Source organism: Pseudomonas sp. GW821-FHT07G06 (assembly GCF_058986625.1).
The window spans coordinates 232,044-257,372 of record NZ_JBYSVW010000007.1; the positions used below are offsets into that span (position 1 = coordinate 232,044).

The following is a 25,329-nucleotide window of genomic DNA, read 5'->3' on the forward strand; positions in this document are numbered from 1 at the left end:
CTGGAGCAATCATCATGCAATACAAGCAACCTTCCCAACTGCAAGCCGTGGTTCTGGACTGGGCGGGCACCGTCGTTGATTTCGGTTCCTTTGCCCCCACGCAGATTTTTGTCGAAGCCTTCGCCGAGTTTGGCGTAGCGGTCTCCCTGGCGGAAGCCCGGGGTCCGATGGGCATGGGCAAGTGGGACCACATCCGCACGTTGTGCAACGAGCCGCAGATCGCCGAACGTTACCAGGCCGCCTTCGGACGCCTGCCGACGGATGACGATGTCACCGCCCTGTATGAGCGCTTCATGCCCTTGCAGATCGAGAAGATCGCCCTGCACTCGGCGCTGATTCCGGGTGCACTGGATACCATCGATGCCTTGCGCGACAAGGGTCTGAAAATCGGGTCGTGCTCGGGTTACCCGGCCGTGGTCATGGAGAAAGTCGTCGAGCTGGCGCGCAAGAACGGCTACGTCGCCGACCACGTCGTGGCCACTGACGAAGTACCCAATGGCCGCCCGCATCCGGCCCAGGCCCTGGCCAACGTGATCGCGTTGGGCATCAGCGATGTGGCCGCTTGCGTCAAGGTCGACGACACCTGGCCAGGCATCCTTGAAGGCCGCAGTGCCGGCATGTGGACGGTCGCATTGACCTGCTCCGGCAACGCACTGGGGCTGACCTATGACCAGTTCAGGGACTTGCCTTCGGACAAGCTGGCCGAAGAGCGCGCCCGCATCACCCGGATGTTCGAAGGTTCGCGCCCGCACTACCTGATCGACACCATCGTCGATCTACCGGCCGTCATTGAAGACATCAATGCGCGCCTGGCTCGTGGCGAAACCCCTCAGGGTTCCTGACCCTGCACGGCTTGTGCACCTGACAGTGACCGTCCTGTGGGCGGTCACACCCCAAAACAACAAGAGAACCCGATCATGAACTACGCCCACCCAGGCACTGCCGGTGCCATCGTTTCCTTCAAGTCCCGCTACGGCAACTACATCGGCGGTGAGTTCGTCGCGCCGGTCAAAGGTCAGTACTTCACCACCACCTCGCCGGTGAATGGCCAACCGATTGCCGAATTCCCCCGCTCCACGGCCGAAGACATCGACAAGGCCCTGGACGCTGCCCACGCCGCTGCCGATGCCTGGGGCAAGACCTCGGTGCAGGACCGCTCCCTGGCGCTGCTGAAAATCGCCGACCGCATCGAGCAGAACCTTGAAGTGCTGGCCGTCACTGAAACCTGGGACAACGGCAAGGCCGTGCGTGAAACGCTGAACGCCGACATCCCGCTGGCCGTGGACCACTTCCGCTACTACGCCGGTTGCATCCGCGCCCAGGAAGGCAGCTCCGCTGAAATCAACGAACACACCGCGGCCTATCACTTCCATGAGCCGTTGGGCGTGGTCGGCCAGATCATCCCGTGGAACTTCCCGATTCTGATGGCCGCGTGGAAACTCGCCCCGGCGCTGGCTGCCGGTAACTGCGTGGTGCTCAAGCCTGCCGAGCAGACCCCGCTGGGCATCACCGTGCTGGTCGAACTGATCGGCGACCTGCTGCCACCGGGCGTACTGAACATCGTGCAAGGCTTCGGCAAAGAAGCCGGCGAAGCCCTGGCCACCAGCAAACGCATCGCCAAGATCGCCTTCACCGGCTCGACCCCGGTCGGCTCGCACATCATGAAATGCGCGGCGGAAAACATCATTCCGTCCACCGTGGAGCTGGGCGGCAAGTCGCCAAACATCTTCTTCGAAGACATCATGAAGGCCGAACCATCCTTCATCGAGAAAGCCGCCGAAGGCCTGGTGCTGGCGTTCTTCAACCAGGGCGAAGTCTGCACCTGCCCTTCCCGTGCGCTGGTGCAGGAGTCGATCTACGACGAATTCATGCTAGTGGTGATGAAGAAGGTCCTGCAAATCAAACGCGGCGACCCGCTGGACACCGACACCATGGTCGGCGCCCAGGCGTCCGAGCAGCAATTCGACAAGATCCTTTCGTACCTGGAAATTGCCAAGGGCGAAGGGGCCGAACTGCTGACCGGCGGCAAGGTGGAAAAACTCGAGGGCAACCTGGCGAGCGGGTATTACATCCAGCCGACGCTGCTCAAGGGCACCAACAAGATGCGTGTGTTCCAGGAAGAAATCTTTGGCCCGGTGGTCGGCATCACCACCTTCAAGGACGAAGCCGAAGCCCTGGCCATCGCCAACGACACCGAGTTCGGCCTCGGCGCCGGCCTCTGGACCCGCGACATCAACCGCGCCTACCGCATGGGCCGCGCCATCAAGGCCGGTCGAGTGTGGACCAACTGCTACCACCTGTACCCGGCGCACGCTGCGTTCGGCGGCTACAAGAAGTCCGGCGTCGGCCGTGAAACCCACAAGATGATGCTCGACCACTATCAGCAGACCAAAAACCTGCTGGTGAGCTACGACATCAATCCGCTGGGCTTCTTCTAAAACCGAGGGCGACACTGATCTCCGTGTCGCCCTTTCTACCGCCTTCGCGAGCAGGCTCGCTCCCACAGTGGATCCGGGCTGGCTTCTCAATAGTGAATTCACCCCATAACCCTGTGGGAGCGAGCCTGCTCGCGAAGGCGTCCTCACTGACCTGAGACTTTTCTGTTCCCCTTGATCGCCCCTTTGGAGCCCTCGATGAAAATCCGTTACAAGGTGAGCCTTGTGGCTGCTTGTGTGCTGTTGGTGACCACCAGTCTTCTATCGCTGGTTCAGGTAGAGCAGATCCGTAGCATTTTGCGTCACCAGGTCGAGGCGAGCATTGCCGAATCGAGCAATGCAGTGGCACGTCAGATCGAGAACTGGCTGAACGGCAAGCTTCATCTGATGGACCTGGCCTCCCAGGCGATCGATCGCCAATACAGTGTGCAAGCGACCCAACGTATCATCGATTCACCCATTCTGAAAGACGAATTCAAGCTGGTGTTCGGCGCCCTTGAGTCAGATGGAAAGCCCATCAAGAACTCGGCGGCGTGGAATCCGAAACCCGACTATGACGGTCGCACCCGTCCCTGGTATGCGACGGGAAAGACCGGCAGCCAAGCCGTCCTGACCGAACCCTACAAGGACTCCACCACGGGTGAAATCCTGATCTCGGCCGTCGCCCGGATCAGCGACGCGGGACAGTTGCTCGGGGTGTTTGGCGGTGACATCCGCCTGACCACGGTGGCCGATGCCATCAATACCCTGGATTTCGGCGGGGCCGGTTATGCGTTCCTGCTCAGTAAAAGCGGCAACATCATTTCTCACCCGGACGCCGAACTGAACGGCAAGCCCTACAGTCAGCTTTTTGCCGGGAGCGCCCTGCCCCTCGACGCTCAGCTACAAGAGGTGCGCAGCGACGGGAAATCCCTGCTGGTGTCGTTCATTCCGCTCTCCAATCTCAAGGGGATGGATTGGTACATCGGCGTGGTCCTGGACCAGGACATCGTCATGGCCGCGGCGCATACCCTGAGTTGGCGAGCCGTGATCGGTACCGGCCTGGGCGTGCTGCTCAGCCTGTTGGTGTTGGGGCTGCTGGTCAGGCGACTGCTGCGGCCGCTGGAACAACTGAAGGACTCGCTGGCAGACATTAATCGCGGTGAAGGCGACCTGACCCGCCAGCTGCCCGTGGTCGGCAATGATGAAATTGCGCTGGTCGCCGGGGAATTCAACCAGTTCCTGCACAACCTCAAGGCGCTCATCGGCGACGTGAAAAACAGCTCGCAACAGGTCCGCGAGAGCACCACCGCAACCTCATGCGAGGCGGATCAGGCCGCCAACCGCGTCCAGGTGCAATTGCAGGAACTGGATCAACTGGCCACCGCCATGACCGAGATGGCCTCGACCGCCGAAGATGTCGCGCGCAACGCGCAAACCGCTGCCGAAGCGGCGATTGCCGCTAACGAAGAAACCGCCGACGGCGTCGCTCTGGTTTCCCGGTCTACCGGGGCCATCAAGCGCTTGGCCGAGGAGATGGACGCCACCGGTCATGCGATCAATGACTTGTCCACCCTCAGTCAACGCATTGAATCGATTGTGGCGGTCATCACCAGCATCGCCGACCAGACCAATCTGCTCGCCCTCAATGCCGCCATCGAGGCGGCCCGTGCCGGTGAGTCGGGACGCGGGTTTGCGGTCGTGGCCGATGAGGTGCGCTCCCTGGCCTCGCGCACCCAGCAATCCACCCAGGAAATACGCGAGATGATCGACCAGCTGCAGACCGGGGTAAAACATGCCCAGGCACGCATGCAGCAGAGCCGCGACACAGCCAGCAGGACGGCCGGGGATGCCAACGCCGCCAATGACACCCTCGAACGCATACGCGAGGCCATTTACCGCATCAATGACATGAACCTGCAGATTGCCGCGGCCGCTGAAGAACAAAGCGCCACGACCGAGGAAATCAACCGCAACACCACCAATATCCGCGACATCAGTATTGAAGTATCCGGCAGCGCGGACAAGCAGGCTCGCCAATGCTCAGCCATGGTGGAGCACGTCGGCCAGCAAGACAAACTACTCAGTCGCTTCCGGATCTGAATGTTGCATTTGCCCGAATGCTTGAGCTGCAAACCCGTAACAGATCACAAAAACAACTATTCCACCGAGGTAAGAAAGATGAGTGCGGCTTCCCTGTATCCCGTTCGTCCCGAGGTTCTGGCCAACACCCTGACCGACGAGGCGACCTACAAGGCCATGTACCAGCAGTCGGTCGTCAACCCGGACGGCTTCTGGCGCGAGCAAGCCAAGCGCCTCGACTGGATCAAGCCTTTCACCACGGTGAAGCAGACCTCCTTCGACGACCACCATGTCGACATCAAGTGGTTCGCCGACGGCACCCTGAACGTGTCCTACAACTGCCTCGACCGTCATCTGGCCGAGCGCGGCGACCAGGTCGCGATCATCTGGGAGGGCGATGACCCTGCCGAGAGCCGCAACATCACTTACCGCGAGCTGCACGAGCAGGTCTGCAAGTTCGCCAACGCCCTGCGCGGCCAGGACGTGCACCGCGGCGACGTGGTGACCATCTACATGCCGATGATCCCCGAAGCCGTGGTCGCCATGCTGGCCTGCACCCGGATCGGCGCGATTCACTCGGTGGTGTTCGGCGGCTTCTCGCCGGAAGCCCTGGCCGGTCGCATCATCGACTGCCGCTCGAAAGTGGTGATCACCGCCGACGAAGGCATTCGTGCCGGCAAGAAGATCCCGCTCAAGGCCAACGTCGACGACGCGCTGACCAACCCGGAAACCAGCAGCATCCAGAAAGTCATCGTGTGCAAGCGCACCGGTGGCGACATCAAGTGGAACCAGCATCGCGACATCTGGTTCGAGGACCTGATGAAGGTGGCCGGCACCGTGTGTGCGCCGAAAGAGATGGGTGCCGAAGAGGCGCTGTTCATCCTTTACACCTCGGGCTCCACCGGCAAGCCGAAGGGCGTGCAGCACACCACCGGCGGCTACCTGCTGTACGCGGCCATGACCCACGAACGCGTGTTCGACTACCGCCCGGGCGAAATCTACTGGTGCACCGCCGACGTCGGCTGGGTCACCGGCCACAGCTACATCGTCTACGGCCCGCTGGCCAACGGCGCGACCACCCTGCTGTTCGAAGGCGTGCCGAACTACCCGGACATCACCCGGGTGGCGAAGATCGTCGACAAACATAAGGTCAACATCCTCTACACCGCGCCGACCGCAATCCGCGCCATGATGGCCTCGGGCACCGCCGCGGTAGAAGGCGCCGATGGCAGCAGCCTGCGCCTGTTGGGTTCGGTGGGCGAGCCGATCAACCCGGAAGCCTGGGACTGGTACTACAAGAACGTCGGCAAGTCCCGCTGCCCGATCGTCGACACCTGGTGGCAGACCGAAACCGGCGGCAACATGATGAGCCCGCTGCCGGGCGCCCATGCCCTCAAGCCGGGTTCGGCGGCGCGTCCGTTCTTCGGCGTGGTGCCGGCCCTGGTGGACAACCTGGGCAACATCATCGAAGGCGAGGCCGAGGGCAACCTGGTGATTCTCGATTCGTGGCCGGGCCAGGCGCGGACGCTGTATGGCGATCATGACCGCTTCGTCGACACCTACTTCAAGACCTTCCGTGGCATGTACTTCACCGGTGACGGCGCCCGTCGCGATGCCGATGGCTACTACTGGATCACCGGGCGCGTGGACGACGTGCTCAACGTCTCCGGCCACCGCATGGGCACCGCCGAGATCGAAAGCGCGATGGTCGCGCACCCGAAAGTCGCCGAAGCGGCGGTGGTCGGTGTGCCGCACGACATCAAGGGCCAGGGCATTTATGTGTATGTCACCCTGAAAAACGGCGAGGAGCCGAACGAGCAACTGCGCCTGGAGCTGAAGAACTGGGTGCGCAAGGAGATCGGGCCGATTGCGTCGCCGGATGTGATCCAGTGGGCGCCGGGGCTGCCGAAGACCCGTTCGGGCAAGATCATGCGGCGGATTCTGCGCAAGATTGCTACCGCTGAATATGATGGGTTGGGGGATATTTCCACCCTGGCGGATCCGAGTGTGGTGCAGCATTTGATTGATACGCACAAGACGATGAATGTTGCTTAAGTAGCGTTCGGCGTCATCCAAAACCCCGCCCGGTATTGCGCCTGGCGGGGTTTTTTTGTGGGTAAAAGTCAAAAGATCGCAGCCTTCGGCAGCTCCTACAGGGACTGCGCTAAGTCCGGTTACTGGTTTTCACGTTTTTCAAGAGAAAATGCGAAAGCGCAGGAATAAGGATCAACGCCCCGACCATGTTCCAGATGAACATGAACGTCAGCAGGATGCCCATGTCGGCCTGGAACTTGATCGGCGACCAGGCCCAGGTGATCACGCCAGCGGCCAGGGTGATGCCGACCAGCGCCACCACTTTACCGGTGAACGCCACGGCATTGCGGTAGGCGTCGGTCAGCGACAACCCGGCCCGTTGCTGCGCCAGTTGCACACTGAGCAGGTACAGCGCGTAGTCCACGCCGATCCCTACGCCGAGTGCGATCACCGGCAGCGTGGCCACTTTCACCCCCATGCCGAGCCAGACCATCAGCGCCTCGCAAAGAATCGACGTGAGCATCAACGGCACCACGGCCACCACCACCGCGCGCCAGCTGCGGAAGGTGATGAAGCACAGCACGATGACCGCGCCATACACGTACAACAACATGGTCCGGTTGGCCTCGCGCACGACGATGTTGGTCGCCGCTTCGATCCCGGCACTGCCGGCGGCGAGCATGAACTGGCGCTCGCCGTTGCTGTGCTCGCGGGCAAAGGTTTGCGCCACTTGCACCACACGGTCGAGGGTCTCGGCCTTGTGGTCCGACAGATACGCCACGATCGGCATCATCGAGCAATCGTTGTTGAACAGGTCCGGACTGCTGACCGAGGCCTGCTGCGCGCCGTAGTTCAGCACGTTCTGGTTGCGGGCGATGGTCTGCCACTTGGGGTTGCCCTCGTAGGAACCTGCAGTGATCTGCCGCACGGCATTGACCAGCGACACGGTGGTTTGCACTCCGGGTTGCTGCTGCAACAACCAGCCCAGCCGATCGGCTTCCACCAGGCTTTCGTACTTCAGGCAGCCTTCGCCAGGCGTCTTGAGCATGATCGCGAACTGGTCGCTGGACAGCGAATAGTTGGCGGTGATGTAGGCGTTGTCGCGGTTGTAGCGCGAGTCGGCGCGCAGTTCCGGCGCACCGGGGTCAAGGTCGCCGATCTTCAAATGATGGCTGACGACAATCCCGCCCACGGCCAACAGGCCCGCGATGGTCACGGCAACGGTGGCCCAGCGACGCTCGGTGAACCTGTCGAGAAAACTCCACAGTGCGCCCATGCCTTTGCCGCGCTGCTCTTTGTTCTCGGCGCGCAAGCTGCGTTCGGCGGCCTTGCGACTGACGCCCCAGTAAGACAGCAGCACCGGCAGCAGCACCAGGTTGGTGAAGATCAGCACCGCGACACCAATGCTGGCGGTGATCGCCAGGTCCTGGATCACGGGAATGTCGATCAGCATCAACACCGCAAAACCCACGGCATCCGCCAGCAAAGCGGTAAGCCCGGCAAGGAACAAGCGGCGGAAGGTATAACGCGCGGCCACCCATTGGTGAGTGCCGCGTCCGACATCCTGCATGATCCCGTTCATCTTCTGCGCGCCGTGGGACACGCCGATGGCGAACACCAGGAACGGCACCAGGATCGAAAACGGGTCCAGGGCAAAGCCGAACAGTGCGACCAGCCCCAATTGCCAGACGACGGCGATCACCGAGCACAGAATCACCAGTGCCGTGCTGCGCACACACCGGGTGAAGTAGAAGATGATGGCGGTGGCGATCAGCGCGGCGGCGCCGAAGTACAGCATGACCTGCATGAGTCCATCGAGCAGATCGCCAACCAGTTTGGCGAAACCGATCACGCGGATCTTCAGCGGGCCTTTGCCCTCCTCGCCCGCCACGCGCACGCTGCCTTCGAACTCGTACTTGTCGCGCAGCTTCTCTTCAAGGGTTTTCGAGAACTGGTGGTAGTCGATGGCCTGCCCGCTGACCGGGTCTTTCTCCAGCAGCGGCACGAAGATCATGCTCGACTTGAAGTTGTTGCCGATCAGGCTGCCGACGATCCCCGAACGGGCGATGTTCTGGCGCAGTTGCTGCACGCTCTGCGCCGAACCGTCGTAGGAGTCGGGCATCACCGGGCCGCCCTGGAAGCCGGCTTCGGTGACTTCGGTCCAGCGCACCGCCGGGGTCCACAGGGACTTCATCCATGCACGGTCGACGCCCGGTGTGACGAACAGTTCGTCGTTGATTTCCTTCAACGCGTCCAGATAGTGCGGGTCGAAAATATCTCCGTTGCTGCTCTCCACCACCACCCGTACCGCATTGCCCAGACCGCGCAGGGCCTGGCGGTTTTCCAGGTAGTTTTTGATGAAGGGCTGGCTCTGCGGGATCATCTTTTCGAAGCTGGCATTGAGCGTCAGCCGCGTGGTCGCGAAATAGCTCAGCGCAACCGTCACCAGCACGCAGGCCAGCACCACCCACAGGCGGTTGTTGAAGATCAGCCGTTCCAGGGCGTTACCGGAGCGGGCATCGAAGCCCTTGAGCTCGCGGACCACCGGCATTGTTTCGAGTTCGTAATGACCCATCATATTGTTCTCTTTGTAATGCCGGGCTTATTCGAGGGGCAACTGGCGCAGGCCACGGGTGCCGGCGAGCACCAGGGAACCACCACTGGCCACTTGGGCGGCGGCGACCGGGGCCAGTGTGGTGGTGGGCTGCAATTGAAAACTGGCACCGTCGTCGCTGCTGACCAGCACGTGGCCGGCCTGGCTGACCAGCAGGATGCGGCCATCGGCGGTGACGCTGCTGGCGGTGATACTGAGGGGCAGGCCGAGGTCGATCCTGCTCCAGCTCGCCCCGTCATCGGTGCTGCGAAAGACGTTGCCGCGCAGGCCGTACACCAGCGCGACACCGGGTTTACCGGTGACGCCGAAGAAGCTGCCGTTGTACGGCGTCGACAGCGCCTTGAAACGACCGCTCGCGCGATCCAGCTTCATGACCAGGCCTTGTTCGCCGACGATGAACAACTCGTCACCTACCGGACGCACCGCGTAAAGGTTCAGCGCTCCCGGGTTGTCGGTGCGCTCCAGCAACGGCGTCCAGCGCAAGCCGCCGTCATCGGTACGGAAAATCAGGTTGAACGCGCCGACGATGTAGCCGACGCGCTCGTTTTCAAACCAGACATCCAGGAAGGGTTTGTCGGCGCCCTCCTCGACCATGCGTTGCGCGTCGCCGACCCGTGCTTGCAGGCCCGCGTCATCCGGATGGCCGTCAAGTTGCCGCTGGTAATACGCGAGCATGATCGGGCCAGCCTGGCGCCCATCCAGTTGCCGGCGCCAGGTTTCCCCGCCATCGCTGCTGTGCAGGACCACGCCATCGTGCCCCACGGCCCAGCCGAGTTGCGGCGTGGGAAAGTGCACGGCCAGCAGATCGCAACTGACCGGCACCTGGGCCTGCAGCCAATGCTGGCCGGCGTCATCGGAATACAGAATGTGCCCGCGCTGGCCCACGGCGACCAGTCGCTCACCGGCGCGGGCCAACCCCGTCACCATGGAACCCGCCGCCAACTCGCTGCGCAGCGCTGGCGTTTCCAGCACATCGGCAAATTCACTGGCGATCACCGGGCGGGTGAACGGAACGGCCATGGCCGCCGACAAGGCAGCGAGAAGGAACCATTTGATCATTGTCATTATTGTTATCTCGGATGCACCCACAGTCCTGTAGGAGCTGCCGCAGGCTGCGATCTTTTGATGTTGTTTTTGAAGAACAAAGTCAAAAGATCGCAGCCTTCGGCAGCTCCTACAGGGGTTGTGGGGTTAGCGGATACCGGTACCGGCCAGCGACTCGGCGGACCACTGGGCCTTGGACAGTGGATCGATGTACTTCAGGCCACCGTAAGGACCGTAGAAACCGTTGACGTTATAGGCACCGGAAACCAGGTCGTAGAGCATGTGGTTGATGGTGTCCGGGGCCTGCACGTCGTAGCTGTAGGTCAGGTGCGAGAAACCGCCGCGGTAGAGCTGGCCACGGGCGTCGTACTCGTCGGACGCCAAAGCGATCCAGCTGTCTTCGTCGAGGTAGAACGTGCGTTTGCTGTAGATGTGGCGCTTGCCCGGCTTGAGCGTGGCTTCGACCACCCACACCCGGTGCAGCTCCCAGCGCAGCAAGTCCGGGTTCACATGATTGGCCTTCATCACATCGGCCGCGTCTTTGTGATAGCTCAGCTTGTAGGTGTTGTACGGCACATAGAGTTCTTTCTTGCCGACCAGCTTGAAATCGTAGCGGTCCATCGCGCCGTTGAACAGGAACGCGTCATCGTAGGTCGCTGCGCCGACAGTGCCGGGGTTCGGCGTGTCGTAGGCCAGGTCCGGAGCCAGTTTCACCCGACGTTGCCCCGGCAGGTATTGCCAGGCGCGACGCGGTTGTTGCATCGGGTTGACCGAGTCCATGAGCAACAGCGCTTCCCCGGCGCGGCGGGCCGGGCCGGTGTACGTCAGCTTGATCTTGTAGAAGGTTTCATCGGCACTGACTGGCCCCACGGACCGGTTCGGCGCGTAGAGCGGGTATTCGATGTTGAACACGCCCGTGGAGCTCAAGGACGCGGTGCCGGAGGAGTCGACGTTCCACGAGTCGTACTTGTTGGTCATGGCCACGCCTTGATAGCGCAACAAGTGGTTCCACATCGCTTCGTTACCGTCAGCCGGCATCGGGAACGGCACGCCGGGCAGGACGTTTTCCAGCGACAGGCCACCATTGGTGGTCTTGGCGGTCACGGCGTTTTTCGCGGTGTTCTTCAGCACGGCGTCAGGCAGCGTGACGCTACGGTGAGTCGGGTAAACGTCGAGGCGATAGCTCGGGTAGCGCGTGAGCAACGCCTGGGCCGTCGCGGTGAGTTTGTCTTTTTGCTCGGCGAGGTTCTTGCCGGTAATCACCAGGCGCGGTTTCTCACTGCCGAACGGGTCGGGACGAAACGAATCACCGGTTTTGAAATCAGCCGGAATCGCGGTCAGGCCACCGGTGTATGCCGGAATGCTGCCATCGGCGTTGGCGGTCTTGTCCGCGCCGACCGAGGTCAGGCTGGTGCCGAGCTTCGCGGCCTGATCGGCGCTGACCGCCGCGTGGGCGGAACCTGCGACGGCCAGCGCGAGGGCGGTGGCCAATACTGATTTGACGAAATTCATGGATGTCTCCTGTTGACTCACAACTCAAGGATCAGAGGGTGGTTTTGAAAGTGAAAGTGACCATGCCGCGATCCTTGAGCTGGGCCACGGTACCGGCAAACGCAGTGGTCTGGCCGGGAACGCAGTTGTATTGGCCGTTGGCGCCGGGCGCGGCACCATCGCCCTGTGCCCCGGCGCTGCCGGCAGAGCCACAGGTATCGAAATCGCCGAAGTTATCGACGTACTTGAGGTCAAAGCGGTACTGGCTGCGCACGTCCATGCCGACGCCGACCGAGTAGCTGCCGGTGCCTTTGTTGCCGCCCAGTTGCACGGAGGACTGGCCCGCGAGGCCGACGTTGTAGCTGACCGGCATGGACATATCGATGCCGGGGAATACCTGATACCAGGTAGGGTTGAAGTTCATCCCGAGGATGTAGTTGTCCCTGGAGACCTTGTCGACGCCGTGATACCAGTCCTCGCCTTTGAACAGTTGCTTGTTCTCGGTCACGTCGAGCCAGCGGCTATAGCCGAGTTCGACCAGCAACGAAGAGGAATCCCACAGCGGGGTATCGCCGAACGTGGTCAGGCCGTTGAGCACCGCGTGCACGGTGTTGCCGCGTGCCACGCCGTTTTCGCCGTCGAAGCTGCTGATGAAACCCGGCGCCTGCGCCGCGCCCAAGGTCGGGTTGACGGTGGCCGGAACGCTCGACAGCGGCATGTTGTGGCGATAGTTGAGGTCGAAGCCGACGCTCACACCCGCGACGCTTTTCGACAGGCTGAAGCCGTAGACATCGATGTCGTCGACGTAGAACTGGTTGTAGCTGCCGACGTTGCCCGAAATCAGCTGAGCCGGGCCGACCGCCACCGGTTGCAGCACCAGGTTGGGCAGGATGTCCGACGTCTTGCGGTAGTAGACACCCATCGTGCCGTCGAGCCACGCCGGACTCCACTTGGCCATCAGGCCGAAGTCACCGCTGTGGTCAGGGGTGTACGTGTGGCCATTGGTCAGGCGCAGGAACTGGTTGGCGCCCAAGGGGCCAGGTGTCCCGAACAGAGGGTTCTTTGCGGCGATCAGCGACAGGTTGTGGCCGCCGTTCTGGATACCGTCGTTGAAACCCAGATAGGTGCCGGATTCCGGCAGCCGTGCAGCGTCCCAGTCCAGGAAGTATTGGGCTGCCAGGGTCAGCTCCGGGTTGACCGTGAAACTGGTGGACAACTGGTTGCGCGGAATGAACAGCTCTTTGGCTTCGGTGCCCGGCACGGCAAGCGCCTTGGACAAGTCCAGACCCGACTGGCCGTAGCTGTTGCCGTGGGCGAAGGCCAGCACGCTCTCACCCCAATACAGGGTGTGCTTGCCCGCCTTGCCGCTCAACAGCGATTCGTCGCCGATCTCGGTGCTGCCGAACACGAAGGCGTCGAGGATTTCCGAGGACGGTCCGTTGTAATAACGGTCGGCGTAACCGCTCAGGTGGCGCGAGTCCGGCCGGCCGTTGTCGAGTTGATTGGTGGCCGCGTTGTCACTGCCGACATTGTCGTAGGCATGGTCATACCAGCTGTTGGCACTGACCCGAAAGCCCATCTGTTTCTTGTACACCACGTCCAGCTCCGACAGCACATCGAGGCGCTGGGCGACCGGGCTGCCGGAAGAAAAGTTGCGGTTACCGTCGTTGTTGTTCCAGGCGTTGGCCAGCTTGCTGTTCGCGGCTTCAACCCTCTGGGCGTAGTTGAACTTGACGGTGTTGTCGAAACGAACCGAAACGTCCTCATTCCCCGTATCAAACTCGAACGCCTGCACAGGCGTCATTCCCAACCCGGCGAGAACCGCCGATGCCAGCAGCCCGCGCCGCAGATTTGGGTGGCCGATCTTATTGTTGTTATTCATCTAGCGTGCTCGCCTTCTCTGTGGGTTCAAGAAAAGTCATTCAAGAAAATGCCGAAACGGCGGTGCGCCCTGCTTCAGGGATTGCTAGCCGAATCGGTCGAGTCTGTTGTATCGCGAGGGGTGGGTGGGTCGCCGGTCAATTGGGCCAAATCATCGGTCAACACAACGTGGGGGGCGACAAAGCGCCCCTTTTGGCTTTTGTAGGAGCTGCCGAAGGCTGCGATCTTTTGATCTTGATTTTTTAAGATCAAAAGATCGCAGCCTTCGGCAGCTCCTACAGGGGCCTCGTAACACGTCGAAAGAACCTGATCGATTCGATGGGTGCGACAGCGGCTAACGTTTACCCGACAACACCGTAATGGAGGGCAATGGAATGCCTGTCGCTGCAAACGGATGTCATCTGCGCAAGGGTAGGGTTTCTGAGTCGGGTCGTATTTATTTGCTGACGGCCGTCACCTGTCAGCGACAACCGGTCTTTGCCGATTGGCGGGTGGGACGGCTTCTGGTCGAACAATTGCGAAGTGCAGAAGAAGCAGCAATGGTCACTTCGATGGCTTGGGTGATCATGCCCGATCACCTGCATTGGCTGGTGGAGCTGCAACGAGGCACGTTGGCCGAGCTGATGTGCCGTATCAAATCCCGTAGCAGTCGCTCGATTGAACGAGGCCGGTTATGGCAGCGAGGGTATTACGATCGGGCTCTGCGGCGGGATGAGGATTTGAAGGATGCTGCGCGTTACATCGTCATGAATCCGATACGTGCGGGGTTGGTGAAGCGTGTAGGCGATTACCCGTTGTGGGATGCCATTTGGGTTTAGAAAAGCAAAGTCAAAAGATCGCAGCCTTCGGCAGCTCCTACAGGGAATATGTAGGAGCTGCCGAAGGCTGCGATCTTTTGATCTTGATCTTCACCCCTGCTGCCGAAAATCCGTCGGTGACAATCCGGTCCAGCGTTTGAACGCGCGGGTGAAGTTGCTGGTGTCGCTGAAGCCCAGCAAAAAGGTGATCTCCGTGACCGGCCGCGAAGCCTGGCTCAGGTAACTGCAGGCCAGCTCCTTGCGCGTGTCATCGAGCAGTTGCTGGAAATGGGTGCCACGTTGGGACAGTTTCAACTGCAGCTTGGTCGGGCTCATGCACAAGGCGCTGGCGACTTTGTCCCGCGTGCAGTCGCCGTCCGGGAGGAACTCGATGATCTTCTGGGTCACGCCCGTAATCACGTCACTTTTATCCAGGCGCGCCAGATAACTGATGATGATGTTGTCGTTGACCTGCGCCAGTTCCGGGCAGGAACCGCTGAGCACCTGCATCACGTCAGCTTTGTCGAACACCAGCAGGCCTGAGGCCTGACCGAACAACACCGGTGACCTGAACAAGGTTTCATACGGCGCGGCCCCCTCGTGGGGCATCGGCCGGCACAACTCCACGCGTACCGGTTTGAACTCCTGCTTGTAGAGCAGGCGCATGGTTCGAATCAGAAAGCCGAAAAACGCATCTTCTGTCTCGCCGCTGAGTTCCAGCAGGTGATCGAATCGCATCAGGACGTGCGAGTCGTCCTGACTGAGACTGGCCTTGGCGACCTGGGACACCAGGCGGAAGTAGCGCTCCAGCCGTCGGCAGAAGTCCATCAGCGTGCCACTGGCCGCCAACGAGTACCCCAAGGCATGCAAGTGCGTCAGATGAATATGCTTGGCCACGGTCAACCCGAAATAAGGGTTGTGGGTCACGTCCACGCAGGCTTGATACAGACGCGTCATCGTTGCCGCAGGCAAGCGGGTCATCGGATCGGTAGCAACGCCCAGTGGGATGCCCATGGCGGCAAAAATCCGCTTGCTGTCCACGCCACTGGCCTCCAGTGCCTGCGCGATAGCCACGGTATAACTGCTGATGGTGGTGGGCTGTAGCGCCTCTTCGAACAACGAGATTTCGTCGCCTGGCGCCTGCGTTTTCGAACCTGACATGTGCCTGCCTTATGGGTATGCGAACGCCGATACTCGCCCCCGATCATGCATCGGTCAATGATCCATCAGGGACCTGGCCTCGATGTTCCGATGCTTGGCGCGATAGTCACCTGCCCCGCTGACCTGCGAATTCATTCAATTGACCAGTGACGACCCGGCCAGGTGCCCACAATGCGCTCAAGTTATGCCTCGAATAAAGAGAAGAATACGCATGAACCTGAACACAGAATTCGATTACATCGTGGTCGGCGCGGGTGCTGCGGGCTGTGTAGTCGCCAGTCGGCTGTCAGAGGACCCGAGTATTTCGGTGTGCCTGCTCGAGGCCGGCGGCCCTGACACCAACCCGCTGGTGCACATGCCGGCCGGTGTCGCGGCGATGGTGCCGAGCTCGATCAACAACTGGCAGTATCAGACCGTGCCGCAACCGGGCTTGAACGGCCGTATCGGGTATCAGCCACGGGGCAAGACCCTGGGCGGCAGCTCTTCGATCAACGCCATGGCGTATCACCGCGGCCACCCCGAAGACTTCGATCGCTGGGCGGCGTTGGGCAACCCCGGATGGAGCTACCAGGAGGTGCTGCCGTTCTTCAAGCGCGCCGAGCATAACGAACACTTCAAGGACGCGCTGCACGGGCAGAACGGCCCGCTCAACGTGCGCTTCCACGCCTCGCCCAACCCGTTCGGCGAAACCTTCGTCGAGGCCGGTGTGGAGGCTGGCTATCCAGCGTGCCCGGACCAGAACGGCGCGAACATGGAAGGTTTCGGCCGCGTTCAAGTGATGCAAAAGGACGGGCAGCGTTGCAGTGCGGCCAAAGCCTACCTGACGCCTAACCGTCACCGGACGAACCTGCGCATCGAAACCCACGCCCACGCCACGGGAATCATTTTCGACGGCAAACGCGCCGTCGGCATTGAGTTCGTGCAAAACGGCGTAAAGCGCTCCTTGCGCACGCGCCATGAGCTGATCCTGAGTTCCGGCGCGTTCAACTCCCCGCAGCTGTTGCTGCTGTCCGGGGTTGGCCCGACCAGCGACTTGCTGAAACTCGACATCCCCGTGGTTCACGAGCTGCCGGGCGTGGGCCAGAACCTAGTGGATCACATCGATTACGTGCACTCCTACCGCGTCAAATCGCGTCACTTGATCGGCCTGTCACTGGCGGGCATCTGGGACGTGACCAAAGCCGTATTCCGCTACTGGCGCAAACGCTCTGGTCCCCTGACGACCAACTTTGCCGAGGCCTGTGCGTTCGTCAAAACCTCTGCGGCATTGCGTCAGGCCGATATCGAACTGGCCCTGACCGTTGCCATGTTTGCCGACCACGGCCGCACGCTGTATCGCGGTCACGGCCTCAGCGTGCATGCCTGCCTGTTGCACCCAAAAAGCATCGGGCAACTGAAACTGGCGAGTACCGACCCGATGGTGCCGCCGCTGATCGACCCGGCCTTCCTGACCCATCCGGACGACATCAAAACCCTGATCCAGGGCTATCGGGTGATTGAAAAAGTCATGGGGACAGCAGCCTTCAAGGCCTTCAACCCTCAAGACGTGCTCGGCGCGCCGATGACCACCGACGCTGAAATCGAGCAAGTCCTGCGCGACCGCTCCGACACCCTCTATCACCCGGTGGGCACTTGCAAAATGGGCAGCGATGACATGGCGGTGGTCGACGCTCGATTGAAAGTCCACGGTCTGCAGGGCCTGCGGGTGGTCGATGCTTCGATCATGCCGACTATCATTGGTTGTAGCACCACAGCCGCCACCGTGATGATCGGCGAAAAAGCCGCCGACTTCATCCGCGAGGATCGCGCAGCCCGCGCCGCTGTGTCATTGGAGGACGATCATGCATCCGGCACGCTCAATCACCCCGCATAAGTTACTGACGGTTTGCGCCGTGGTGGAAATCGCCACGGGGCTGGCCTTTGTGCTCACTCCCGGTCTGGCCAGCCAGCTGTTGTTAGGGATTGTCGGCACCGAGGACACCCATCTGTTTGCGCGGTTCTTCGGCCTGGCCCTGATTGCGCTCGGTATTGCCTGTTGGCCTCGGCCGGTCAGCATTGCCGCGGTTCGCTCGATGCTGTTCTACAACGGGGTTGTTGCGTTGTACCTGGCGTATGTCGGGGTGTTTGTCAGCAGTGGGTTGTTGTTGTGGCCCGCCGTTGCGTTTCACGCCGTGATGGCCGCGTTGTTGCTCCGTCGTTAACGTCAAAAGATCGCAGCCTGCGGCAGCTCCTACAGGGGATCGGAGTACACCTGTAGGAGCTGCCGAAGGCTGCGATCTTTTGATCTTCCCCCCCCCCCAAAAAAATCTATGTAAACCCAGAGGAGTACTCGCATGGGAGTATTGGACGGCGTTCGTATCGTCGAAATCGCCGGCATCGGCCCGGGACCGTTTTGCGGCATGTTGCTGGCCGACATGGGCGCCGAAGTGATTCTGGTGGAACGCGCCGGTACCAAAGGCGCTGACATGCTGGACCTGGGCAAGCACGCCATCGTCAATCGCGGCAAACAGTCGATCGCCCTGGACCTGAAGGATCCGGCGGCCGTCGAAGCGGTGTTGCGTTTGATCGAAGGTGCCGACGCCCTGATCGAAGGCATGCGTCCGGGCGTGATGGAACGCTTGGGCCTGGGCCCTGACCAGTGTCTGACGCGCAATCCACGTCTGGTCTACGGACGCATGACGGGCTGGGGCCAGCATGGCCCATTGGCCCAGGCCGCCGGGCACGACCTCAACTACATCGCCTTGTCCGGCGCCCTGTGGTTCAGCGGTGAAGCCGGTCAACCACCGATGGCGCCCCCTACCCTGGTGGGCGATCTGGGCGGCGGCGCGCTGTACCTGGCGATGGGCATCCTCGCCGGCATCATCAATGCCGGTACCAATGGCGTCGGTCAGGTGGTGGACGCGGCGATTGTCGATGGCAGCGCCAACCTGATGAACCTGCTGCTGTCGGCACACTCCGCCGGTCAACAGCCACTGGAGCGCGGTTGCGGGCTGCTCGATGGTGCGCACTGGGCACGCACTTACGCCTGCGCCGATGGCCTGTTCGTCAGCGTGCAGGCCCTCGAACCGCAGTTCAACGCGCTGCTGTTCAACAAGCTTGGCCTGGGCGATGACGCGGACTTCAAGAACCCCTACGATCCACGATTGTGGGGCGCCTTGCGTGAACGCCTGGCCGCCGTGTTTGCCAGCCAGCCACGCCAGCACTGGGTCGAATTGCTCGAGGGCAGCGACGCCTGCTTCGCCCCGGTGCTGACACCAGCCGAAGCGCTGAGCCATCCGCACATGGCCGAGCGCGGTGTGTACTCGCGTCGGGACGGCGTGTTGCAGGCTGCACCGGCGCCGCGCTTTTCGACGACACCCTCCTCGGCCGGTTCGGTTCCCAAGCGTGGCGAACACACCGCGTTGATCTTGCGAAAAGCAGGCTTGAGCGATGCACAGGTTGAACACCTGATCACCACCTGATCACCACGGTCCCTGTACCTGATCACCACGGCCCCTGTGCCTGATCACCTCGGACTCTTTACCTGATGACCACGGACCCTGTAGGAGCTGCCGCAGGCTGCGATCTTTTGATTTTGCTTTAAAAACAAGATCAAAAGATCGCAGCCTTCGGCAGCTCCTACAGGGGGAATTGGTTAGTTCTTCAGGAATATGGCAACGGGGCTGTCCTCGCGCAAGGCGTGACATGTGTTGATCAATCGGCCGGTAGCGTTGCGGTAAGCCTCTGCGTCTGCCGCCGTACGCGGCGCAACCATCGCCCGGGCCATGGGAATGGTCTGAAACGCCGTCGTGGCGATCGGCAGCAGCAACTCGGTCAAGTGCACGCAACCGCCGATCCCGCCAAACAGCGCTTTGATCCGCCGCGAAAACCCCGGGCCAATGCGCTCGCCGAGCAGTTTTTCATAGCCCGGCATTGCGCCACGGCATTGGCTGGTGGGCACATCGGGCATGGCCACGTGCACCTCTCGCACAACAAAGTCATCGTCCAGGGTCAGGCGCATGAACATGCCGTGATACGTCTGCCCTGCCGCCACCGTCCGCCCTTCAGCGAGGGTCACGGGATGGGTCTTGCTGTCGTTCAATCGACCTTCGATGTCCCACAGCCCGTCGGCCCGCAGAAAGCCCTGGCACTCGACCTTGCGCCGGTGGATCAACCGGCGCCCCCACTCGTCCACTTCGTCGATCATCACTCAGACACCCTGCTTGCGGCGCCGACGCCAGACCAGCACGCCCACCAGCAACAAGATCACCGCCACAAGCGGCGGCGCCACGGCCTTGAGCTTGGGAATGACCACATGCTTGAGCGCATACATCTGCCCCTGGTGCATGTAGTCATAACCGACCGGCATCGGCAGTACGCCGTTGGCGCGGGCGTACTCGGCATAGTCGGCCTGCATGCGCTGGAAGCGCTCCGGCACCTGCGCCTGCAGGTCGATCGTCTCACCGGGATCGGTGACGATGTTGTAGAGGTGCCATTGTTCGTTGCCCACCGGCTTCAGGCTCTTGACCAGTTTGTAGTCCCCCTTGAACAGGGCTGCGCTGCCGGACAGTTCATAGCCGATGGCCTGATCCTGCGGATGCACGCGCTCGGCCGTACCTTGCAGCACCGGCACCAGACTGCTGCCGATCAGGGGTTCTACGGCTCGCCCCTGGTATTCGCCGTGATGCGCCGGCACACCGGCCACTTCCAGCAAGGTCGGGACGATGTCGGTGACGTGGGTGAAGGATTTGGCGATGAGGTTGGCCTGGATACCGGGCACGCCGGCGACGATCATCGGCGTGCGCAAACCGCCCTCGCCGGCAAAGAACTTGTAACCGCTGAACGGCGAGGCCGCCGCGCTGGCCCAACTCGGGCCGATGCTGGTGAACGCACCCTTGCTGCCCAGGCGATCGAGCTCACGGGTGTAGTTCATTTCCAGCCACAAGCGGATCGCCGGAATCGCGTACGGATCGGTCGGCTCACTGCCGTTATCGGAGAGGAACACGAACACCGTGTTGTCGTACTCGCCGCTGGCTTTCAGGTGCGCGATGAAACGGCCGATTTCCTGGTCCATGGTTTCCGCCATGGCGGCATAGACCTCCATGCGCCGCGCTTCGTAGCGTTTTTCATGGGCGTCCAGGGCATTCCAGTCGGCGGTGCTGGCCATGGTCTGCAGGCCCGCACCGGCGGGAATCAGGCCCAGTTCCACCGCACGGTCACGCCGGGCCTGGCGCAAGGCGGTCCAGCCCTGGTCATAACGGCCCCGGTACTTGTCGATCATGTCCTTGGGGGCCTGGACGGGAACGTGATTGGCCTGAAACCCCAGATAGGCGAAAAACGGTTTGCCGCCCTGTCGATCGGCGGCGATGTAGTCCATGGCCTTGTCGACGATAAAGGTCGAGGAGTAATAGTCCTTCGGCAGGTGCGCCGGCCGGCCGTTTTCGAACCAGGCCGCCTTGTCGTACAACGGCGCGTAGGGCCGCTCTTCCCAGTTGTCCGAGCCGCTGTCGGCCTGGATGAACGAGCGCTCGAAACCGCGTTTGTCGGGCAAGGTGTCCGGGGTCTTGCCCAGATGCCATTTGCCGGTGATGTAGGTGTTGTAACCGCTGTCCTTGAGCAGGCTGGCGACGGTGATGGCGTTGTCGTTGAGCACGCCGCTGTAGCCGGGTTTGCCCAGGTGTTCGTCGGGCATGGTCTCCGGCATGTTGCCGACGCCGTTGCGGTGGTTGTCGACGCCGGTCAGCAGCATCGAGCGCGTCGGCGAACAGGAAGCCGTGACATGGAAGTCGGAAAAGCGCACGCCTTCACGGGCCAGGGTGTCGATGTTCGGCGTGGCGATTTCGCTGCCGAAGGCGCCGACATCGCTGTAGCCCCAATCGTCGGCCACCAGTACCACGATGTTCGGGCGTTTGGGGGTGGCATGACATTGGCCGGCGAACGCTATGCAACACATGGCCAGGGCGAGCGGTTTCATCGGGAACATTTACGGGGTCCTTTGTGTTTTGAAGATCAAAAGATCGCAGCCTTCGGCAGCTCCTACAGGGGATCGCATTTCAAGGTAGGAGCTGCCGCAGGCTGCGATCTTTTGATTTTCAGGGTTTCAACAGAGCGCCGATGACCCGGCGAAACACCTTGCCATAAGGCGGCCGCAGCACCCCCATGACATCCCAACGCGGCGGCGTGAACACCGCACGCTCCAGGCTGAATGCCTTGAAGCCATACCCGCCGCGATACCGGCCAAACCCCGAGTGACCACAGCCACCAAACGGCAAATCGGTCTGGAACAGGTGCTGCATGACTTCATTGATGCAAGCGCCGCCCGAATGGGTGCGTTCCAGCACATGCCGGGCTTCAGCGCGGTCGTTGCCGAAGTAATACAGCGCCAGGGGTCGCGGATGCCCGTTGATGTAGTCGAGCACCTCGTCGATGTGGCGATAGCCGCGAATCGGCAGTAGTGGACCGAAGACTTCTTCTTGCATCGCCAGTGTCGTGTCCGGCGGATCAACCAGCAGGGTCGGCGCGATCTTGCGCGATGCGCTCAAGTCCTCATCGGCCGGGTTGACCTCGATCATCCGCACGCAATGTTCACGGGCGTCTTGCAGGCAGGCCTGCATCCGCCGGTATTGCCCCGGCGTCGCCATGGCCGTGTAGTCGGGATTGTCCAGCAGCGTCGGGAACATGCGCCGCAGTTCGACCTGCATGCAGCTCAACAGGCGCTCACAGTCATCCTCGTGCACAAACACATAGTCGGGTGCGATACAGGCCTGTCCACTGCTGACCCCCTTCCCGCCCCAGATCCGTCTGGCGGCGTTTTCCAGGTCGGCGCCGCGGCCAATAACGGTTGGCGACTTTCCGCCCAGTTCAAGGGTCAGCGGCGTCAGGTGTTGCGCCGCAGCGCGCATCACCAAACGCCCAACCCTTGGGCTGCCGGTGAACACCAGATGATCCAGCGGCATGGCGGAAAATGCCGCGCCCAGTTCAGCGCCGCCGATAAAGCCTGCCACTTCGCTGTCATCGAACTGCTCGGCCAGCAGCTCGATTAACAAACCCGCCGTTACCGGTGACTGGTCGGAGAACAGGATGATCGCGCGGTTCCCCGCCGCCAGGGCCTCGGCCAGCGGCCCCAGCGCGATGGCAATCGGGAAATTCCACGGCGAAATGATGCCGATGGTCCCCAGTGGCTGATAGTGAATTTCCGCCTTCGCGCCCAGCCAGCCACCTCCCAGCTCCGCTTTGCGACGCTCCGGTCGCATCCAGCGGCGAACATGGTCACGGGCATATTTGAGGCCGCGGATCGGCAACAGCACATCGGCCATCAGCGATTGATCATGGCTGCGCCAGGTGAAATCCCGGGCCAGCGCCTCGCACAGCCGCTGTTGATGATTGACCAACAGCGTGATGACCCGGTTGATGCGCTCGATCCGCAGCTCGGCCGACGGCGGGCCCTCGACCCGGGAGGCCGCCTGTTGTCGGGCCAGGACCGCGCGGACCCCGTCGATCGCAGCGTTGGCGGGCGTGGCGGCAGAAGTGTCGATGTCGTCCATCGCAGGGTGCATGGTGCAGCTCCTATCGTGCTGGCGCATTGGGCCCGACCAGCTCAAAGTCCGGTGAGAATTTGTCCAGCGAACCGAGCACGTCATAGACCGCCAGTTTGCTGCCATCGATCTTCAGGTCGCCTTTGAATACCGCTTCGATCGGCGACACTTTCTCCGCCAGGATGGCGTTGAGGGTTTCGCGCGTCAGGGTCAAGGTGGCATCGGCCTGCTCGGCGTTGTAATCGGCGATATAGGTCAACGCCGAGTTCTCCAGATTGAGCATGTAACGCTTGCCCGAGGTGCCGATGTCGGTGAAGTTCCAGTTGAGGACGATGTGTTTGCCCTCGACATCCGGGGCCTTCAGGCGAACGCCCAGGTAATCGAAAATGTTCTCGATGGTCAGCGCCCGAAGCATGTCGGGGCTGGCTGTGCGCAGCGGCGAAGCGAGTTTCTTGCCGCCGCTGCGGTGCTCCATGGCCGCCGCCAGATAGCTGTTGCGCTCGACCGCCGACTCGGCCTGGTAACCCAATTGCTCGAGGGCATCGGCTGCCAGCTCTCGGGCTGCACTGTTGGCGGGTTCGGCATAGGTCAAATGACTCATGACCTGCGCCACCCAGCGGTACTGACCGTTGGCAAAATCGCTGCGCGCACGGGCCAGCACGGCGTCGGCGCCGCCGCCATACTCGACGAATTTCTTGCCGTAATCACCGTCGGACAACGCGTCCAGATTGGCCGGGTTGGCGTCATACCAGCCCATGTATTGCTGATACACCGCCTTGGCGTTGCGCTGCACTGACCCGTAGAAACCATGGGTGAAGGTTTCGCTGGCCAGGCTCGCCGGGACGTGATCGCGCAGGTACTCGGCAATCTCCACCGGTTTGTAACCCTTGTTGATCAAGCGCAGGGACTGGTCGTGCAGCCACTTGTACATGTCCCGTTGCTTGGACAAATAGTTGACCACACGCTCGTGACCAAACACCGGCCAGCCATGCTGCCCCACCAGGATGTCGGCGCCGGGCGCGAACTGGTGCAGGGATTGATTGAGGTATTTCGACCACGCCAGGCCATCACGGATGGTCGCGCCGCGTAACGTCAACAACTGATGCTGGGTCGGCAGTGCCAGTTCACCGGTATCGATCACCTTGAACTGCGGGAAATAGTGGATGAATTCGGCGGGCGCTTCGGTGCCGGGGGCGAGCATGTTGACGATCTCGACGCCGTCGATGGTCAGCGTTTGCACCGGCTGGCTGAGTTCCAGGGTCGGCGGGATCATCGTGATGGTGCCGTTGGACAACGCCTTGGCGCCGCCAAGGTCGATCTGGCCCTGGGCGCTGCGCGGCAACGTGGTGCCGAACTGGTATTCGGCGCGGCGGCTCATGGCGTTGCCGGCCATCACGTTCTCGGCCACCGAGGTTTCCATGAAGCCTGCCGGGGCAATGATCTGCACCTTACCCGACTTCACGTCTTCTTCGTCGACGATGCCGCGAATACCCGCGAAGTGATCGACATGGCTGTGGTTGTAGAACACCGCCACCACCGGTTTGCGCGGCCGGTGCTGGTAATACAGCTCCAGTGACGCGTGCGCCACTTCGGTGGCCAGGTTGCAGTCGATGATGATCAGGCCGGTCTTGCCTTCAATGATGGTCATGTTGGTCAGGTCAAGACCGCGCACCTGATAGAAACCGTCGGTGACCTTGAACAGCCCGTTGGCCATGCTTTTGCGGGCTTGCTGCCACAGGCTCGGATTGACCGTCGCCGGCGCATTCGGGCTGTCGAGAAATTCGTAGCCTTTGAGGCTGTACACCACGTGCCCATCGGCCGCGGTGGTTTCGGCGTCCGGCAGGCTGGCAATGAAGCCACGCTGGATGTCGGCCTCCACCTGCGGATCGACGGCGGGCATGGTGTGCGCCGTGGTTGCATTGACGGCGATGGTCGCCGCCGTCGCGGCTTTCTGGCCTCCCTGCCCTGCGCTGTTTTCGACCGCTGGCAAGTGAACGCCGGTTTGCCCCCGCGACCATTGCAGCGCCCCGACAATGCTGGCGGCCAACACTGACACCGTCAGCACTACGCGGATTTTCTTCATCGCACGGTCTCTCTGTAATTGTTGTTCGAATACCGTTTCGATGGTGCAAGCAAGTGCGCCTGACCTGCCGGTCTTCTCGATCAATTCATCTGTCTTCACAGGCGTGCCCCTGTAGGAGCTGCCGAAGGCTGCGATCTTTTAAAAGCAAGATCAAAAGATCGCAGCCTTCGGCAGCTCCTACAGGGATCTACGGTGTTTGGGGCATTCCCGGGGG

17 protein-coding genes and 1 pseudogene are annotated in these 25,329 nt (G+C 61.7%); 9 read left to right on the top strand and 9 right to left on the bottom strand.

From position 1 onward, the window contains the following. The first annotated feature begins 14 nt into the window (after nt 1–14). The 5 genes and pseudogenes from phnX (at nt 15) to acs (ending at nt 6,551) form a co-directional block, all read left to right on the top strand. A complete protein-coding gene (gene phnX / locus AC3WJW_RS14350; protein ID WP_015095080.1) occupies nt 15–842 on the top strand; it encodes a phosphonoacetaldehyde hydrolase in 828 nt (275 codons plus the stop codon). A gap of 75 nt (nt 843–917) precedes the next feature. Beyond that, the gene (gene exaC / locus AC3WJW_RS14355) at nt 918–2,438 is read left to right on the top strand and encodes an acetaldehyde dehydrogenase ExaC (protein WP_493726457.1); all 1,521 of its coding nucleotides are present in this window, start codon (nt 918–920) and stop codon (nt 2,436–2,438) included. A 195-nt stretch (nt 2,439–2,633) separates the two neighbouring features. Further along, nucleotides 2,634–3,659, top strand: a pseudogene (locus AC3WJW_RS14360) (HAMP domain-containing protein); the annotation flags it as partial. A gap of 108 nt (nt 3,660–3,767) precedes the next feature. Then, on the top strand, nt 3,768–4,517 hold the full coding sequence (locus tag AC3WJW_RS14365; RefSeq protein WP_493726515.1) for a methyl-accepting chemotaxis protein: 750 nt from the start codon (nt 3,768–3,770) through the stop codon (nt 4,515–4,517). 78 nt (nt 4,518–4,595) lie between these two features. Beyond that, nucleotides 4,596–6,551, top strand: coding sequence for an acetate--CoA ligase (gene acs, locus AC3WJW_RS14370; protein WP_008004234.1), 1,956 nt, complete (start codon nt 4,596–4,598; stop codon nt 6,549–6,551). A gap of 109 nt (nt 6,552–6,660) precedes the next feature. Here acs and AC3WJW_RS14375 read toward each other — a convergent pair whose 3' ends face one another. The 4 genes from AC3WJW_RS14375 to AC3WJW_RS14390 all read right to left on the bottom strand — a co-directional run bounded on the left by AC3WJW_RS14375 (nt 6,661) and on the right by AC3WJW_RS14390 (nt 13,561). Then, entirely contained in the window at nt 6,661–9,105 is a 2,445-nt protein-coding gene (locus AC3WJW_RS14375) for an efflux RND transporter permease subunit (RefSeq protein ID WP_493726516.1), read from the bottom strand. Nucleotides 9,106–9,132: 27 nt separating this feature from the next. Beyond that, a complete protein-coding gene (locus AC3WJW_RS14380; protein WP_493726458.1) occupies nt 9,133–10,209 on the bottom strand; it encodes a WD40/YVTN/BNR-like repeat-containing protein in 1,077 nt (358 codons plus the stop codon). 126 nt (nt 10,210–10,335) lie between these two features. Then, a complete protein-coding gene (locus tag AC3WJW_RS14385; protein WP_493726459.1) occupies nt 10,336–11,700 on the bottom strand; it encodes a DUF1329 domain-containing protein in 1,365 nt (454 codons plus the stop codon). 31 nt (nt 11,701–11,731) lie between these two features. Beyond that, complete coding sequence (locus tag AC3WJW_RS14390) at nt 11,732–13,561, bottom strand: DUF1302 domain-containing protein (protein ID WP_493726460.1); 1,830 nt, start codon at nt 13,559–13,561, stop codon at nt 11,732–11,734. Between the two features lie 373 nt (nt 13,562–13,934). Here AC3WJW_RS14390 and AC3WJW_RS14395 point away from each other — a divergent pair, with 373 nt between their 5' ends. Beyond that, nucleotides 13,935–14,378, top strand: a complete 444-nt coding sequence (locus AC3WJW_RS14395) for an REP-associated tyrosine transposase (RefSeq protein WP_493726461.1) — start codon at nt 13,935–13,937, stop codon at nt 14,376–14,378. A gap of 90 nt (nt 14,379–14,468) precedes the next feature. Here AC3WJW_RS14395 and AC3WJW_RS14400 read toward each other — a convergent pair whose 3' ends face one another. Next, nucleotides 14,469–15,518: an AraC family transcriptional regulator gene (locus tag AC3WJW_RS14400; protein WP_493726462.1), complete on the bottom strand. Its 1,050-nt coding sequence runs from the start codon at nt 15,516–15,518 to the stop codon at nt 14,469–14,471. A gap of 211 nt (nt 15,519–15,729) precedes the next feature. Here AC3WJW_RS14400 and AC3WJW_RS14405 point away from each other — a divergent pair, with 211 nt between their 5' ends. The 3 genes from AC3WJW_RS14405 (at nt 15,730) to AC3WJW_RS14415 (ending at nt 18,979) form a co-directional block, all read left to right on the top strand. Then, nucleotides 15,730–17,391, top strand: coding sequence for a GMC family oxidoreductase (locus AC3WJW_RS14405; protein ID WP_493726463.1), 1,662 nt, complete (start codon nt 15,730–15,732; stop codon nt 17,389–17,391). Continuing rightward, a complete protein-coding gene (locus tag AC3WJW_RS14410) occupies nt 17,360–17,719 on the top strand; it encodes a hypothetical protein (RefSeq protein ID WP_493726464.1) in 360 nt (119 codons plus the stop codon). The genes AC3WJW_RS14405 and AC3WJW_RS14410 overlap by 32 nt, the downstream gene beginning before the upstream one ends. 132 nt (nt 17,720–17,851) lie before the next feature. Beyond that, complete coding sequence (locus AC3WJW_RS14415) at nt 17,852–18,979, top strand: CaiB/BaiF CoA transferase family protein (RefSeq protein WP_493726465.1); 1,128 nt, start codon at nt 17,852–17,854, stop codon at nt 18,977–18,979. Nucleotides 18,980–19,152: 173 nt separating this feature from the next. Here the strand turns inward: AC3WJW_RS14415 and AC3WJW_RS14420 are convergent, their stop codons facing one another. From AC3WJW_RS14420 to AC3WJW_RS14435, 4 genes are all read right to left on the bottom strand, one after another. After that, nucleotides 19,153–19,704 carry a DUF2889 domain-containing protein gene (locus AC3WJW_RS14420; RefSeq protein ID WP_493726466.1) on the bottom strand — a complete coding sequence of 184 codons (552 nt, stop codon included), beginning with the start codon at nt 19,702–19,704 and terminating at the stop codon, nt 19,153–19,155. Nucleotides 19,705–19,707: 3 nt separating this feature from the next. After that, entirely contained in the window at nt 19,708–21,480 is a 1,773-nt protein-coding gene (locus tag AC3WJW_RS14425; protein WP_493726467.1) for an arylsulfatase, read from the bottom strand. A 109-nt stretch (nt 21,481–21,589) separates the two neighbouring features. Then, a complete protein-coding gene (locus AC3WJW_RS14430; RefSeq protein WP_493726468.1) occupies nt 21,590–23,053 on the bottom strand; it encodes a coniferyl aldehyde dehydrogenase in 1,464 nt (487 codons plus the stop codon). Between the two features lie 10 nt (nt 23,054–23,063). Next, nucleotides 23,064–25,115: an alkyl/aryl-sulfatase gene (locus AC3WJW_RS14435; protein WP_493726469.1), complete on the bottom strand. Its 2,052-nt coding sequence runs from the start codon at nt 25,113–25,115 to the stop codon at nt 23,064–23,066. Between the last annotated feature and the right edge of the window lie 214 nt (nt 25,116–25,329).

Coding starts and splice junctions, on each gene's coding strand:
- phnX (WP_015095080.1), top strand. CDS start 15: ATGCAATACAAGCAACCTTCCCAACTGCAAGCCGTGGTTCTGGACTGG.
- exaC (WP_493726457.1), top strand. CDS start 918: ATGAACTACGCCCACCCAGGCACTGCCGGTGCCATCGTTTCCTTCAAG.
- acs (WP_008004234.1), top strand. CDS start 4,596: ATGAGTGCGGCTTCCCTGTATCCCGTTCGTCCCGAGGTTCTGGCCAAC.
- AC3WJW_RS14375 (WP_493726516.1), bottom strand. CDS start 9,105: ATGGGTCATTACGAACTCGAAACAATGCCGGTGGTCCGCGAGCTCAAG.
- AC3WJW_RS14380 (WP_493726458.1), bottom strand. CDS start 10,209: ATGACAATGATCAAATGGTTCCTTCTCGCTGCCTTGTCGGCGGCCATG.
- AC3WJW_RS14385 (WP_493726459.1), bottom strand. CDS start 11,700: ATGAATTTCGTCAAATCAGTATTGGCCACCGCCCTCGCGCTGGCCGTC.
- AC3WJW_RS14390 (WP_493726460.1), bottom strand. CDS start 13,561: ATGAATAACAACAATAAGATCGGCCACCCAAATCTGCGGCGCGGGCTG.
- AC3WJW_RS14395 (WP_493726461.1), top strand. CDS start 13,935: ATGCCTGTCGCTGCAAACGGATGTCATCTGCGCAAGGGTAGGGTTTCT.
- AC3WJW_RS14400 (WP_493726462.1), bottom strand. CDS start 15,518: ATGTCAGGTTCGAAAACGCAGGCGCCAGGCGACGAAATCTCGTTGTTC.
- AC3WJW_RS14405 (WP_493726463.1), top strand. CDS start 15,730: ATGAACCTGAACACAGAATTCGATTACATCGTGGTCGGCGCGGGTGCT.
- AC3WJW_RS14410 (WP_493726464.1), top strand. CDS start 17,360: ATGCATCCGGCACGCTCAATCACCCCGCATAAGTTACTGACGGTTTGC.
- AC3WJW_RS14415 (WP_493726465.1), top strand. CDS start 17,852: ATGGGAGTATTGGACGGCGTTCGTATCGTCGAAATCGCCGGCATCGGC.
- AC3WJW_RS14420 (WP_493726466.1), bottom strand. CDS start 19,704: ATGATCGACGAAGTGGACGAGTGGGGGCGCCGGTTGATCCACCGGCGC.
- AC3WJW_RS14425 (WP_493726467.1), bottom strand. CDS start 21,480: ATGTTCCCGATGAAACCGCTCGCCCTGGCCATGTGTTGCATAGCGTTC.
- AC3WJW_RS14430 (WP_493726468.1), bottom strand. CDS start 23,053: ATGCACCCTGCGATGGACGACATCGACACTTCTGCCGCCACGCCCGCC.
- AC3WJW_RS14435 (WP_493726469.1), bottom strand. CDS start 25,115: ATGAAGAAAATCCGCGTAGTGCTGACGGTGTCAGTGTTGGCCGCCAGC.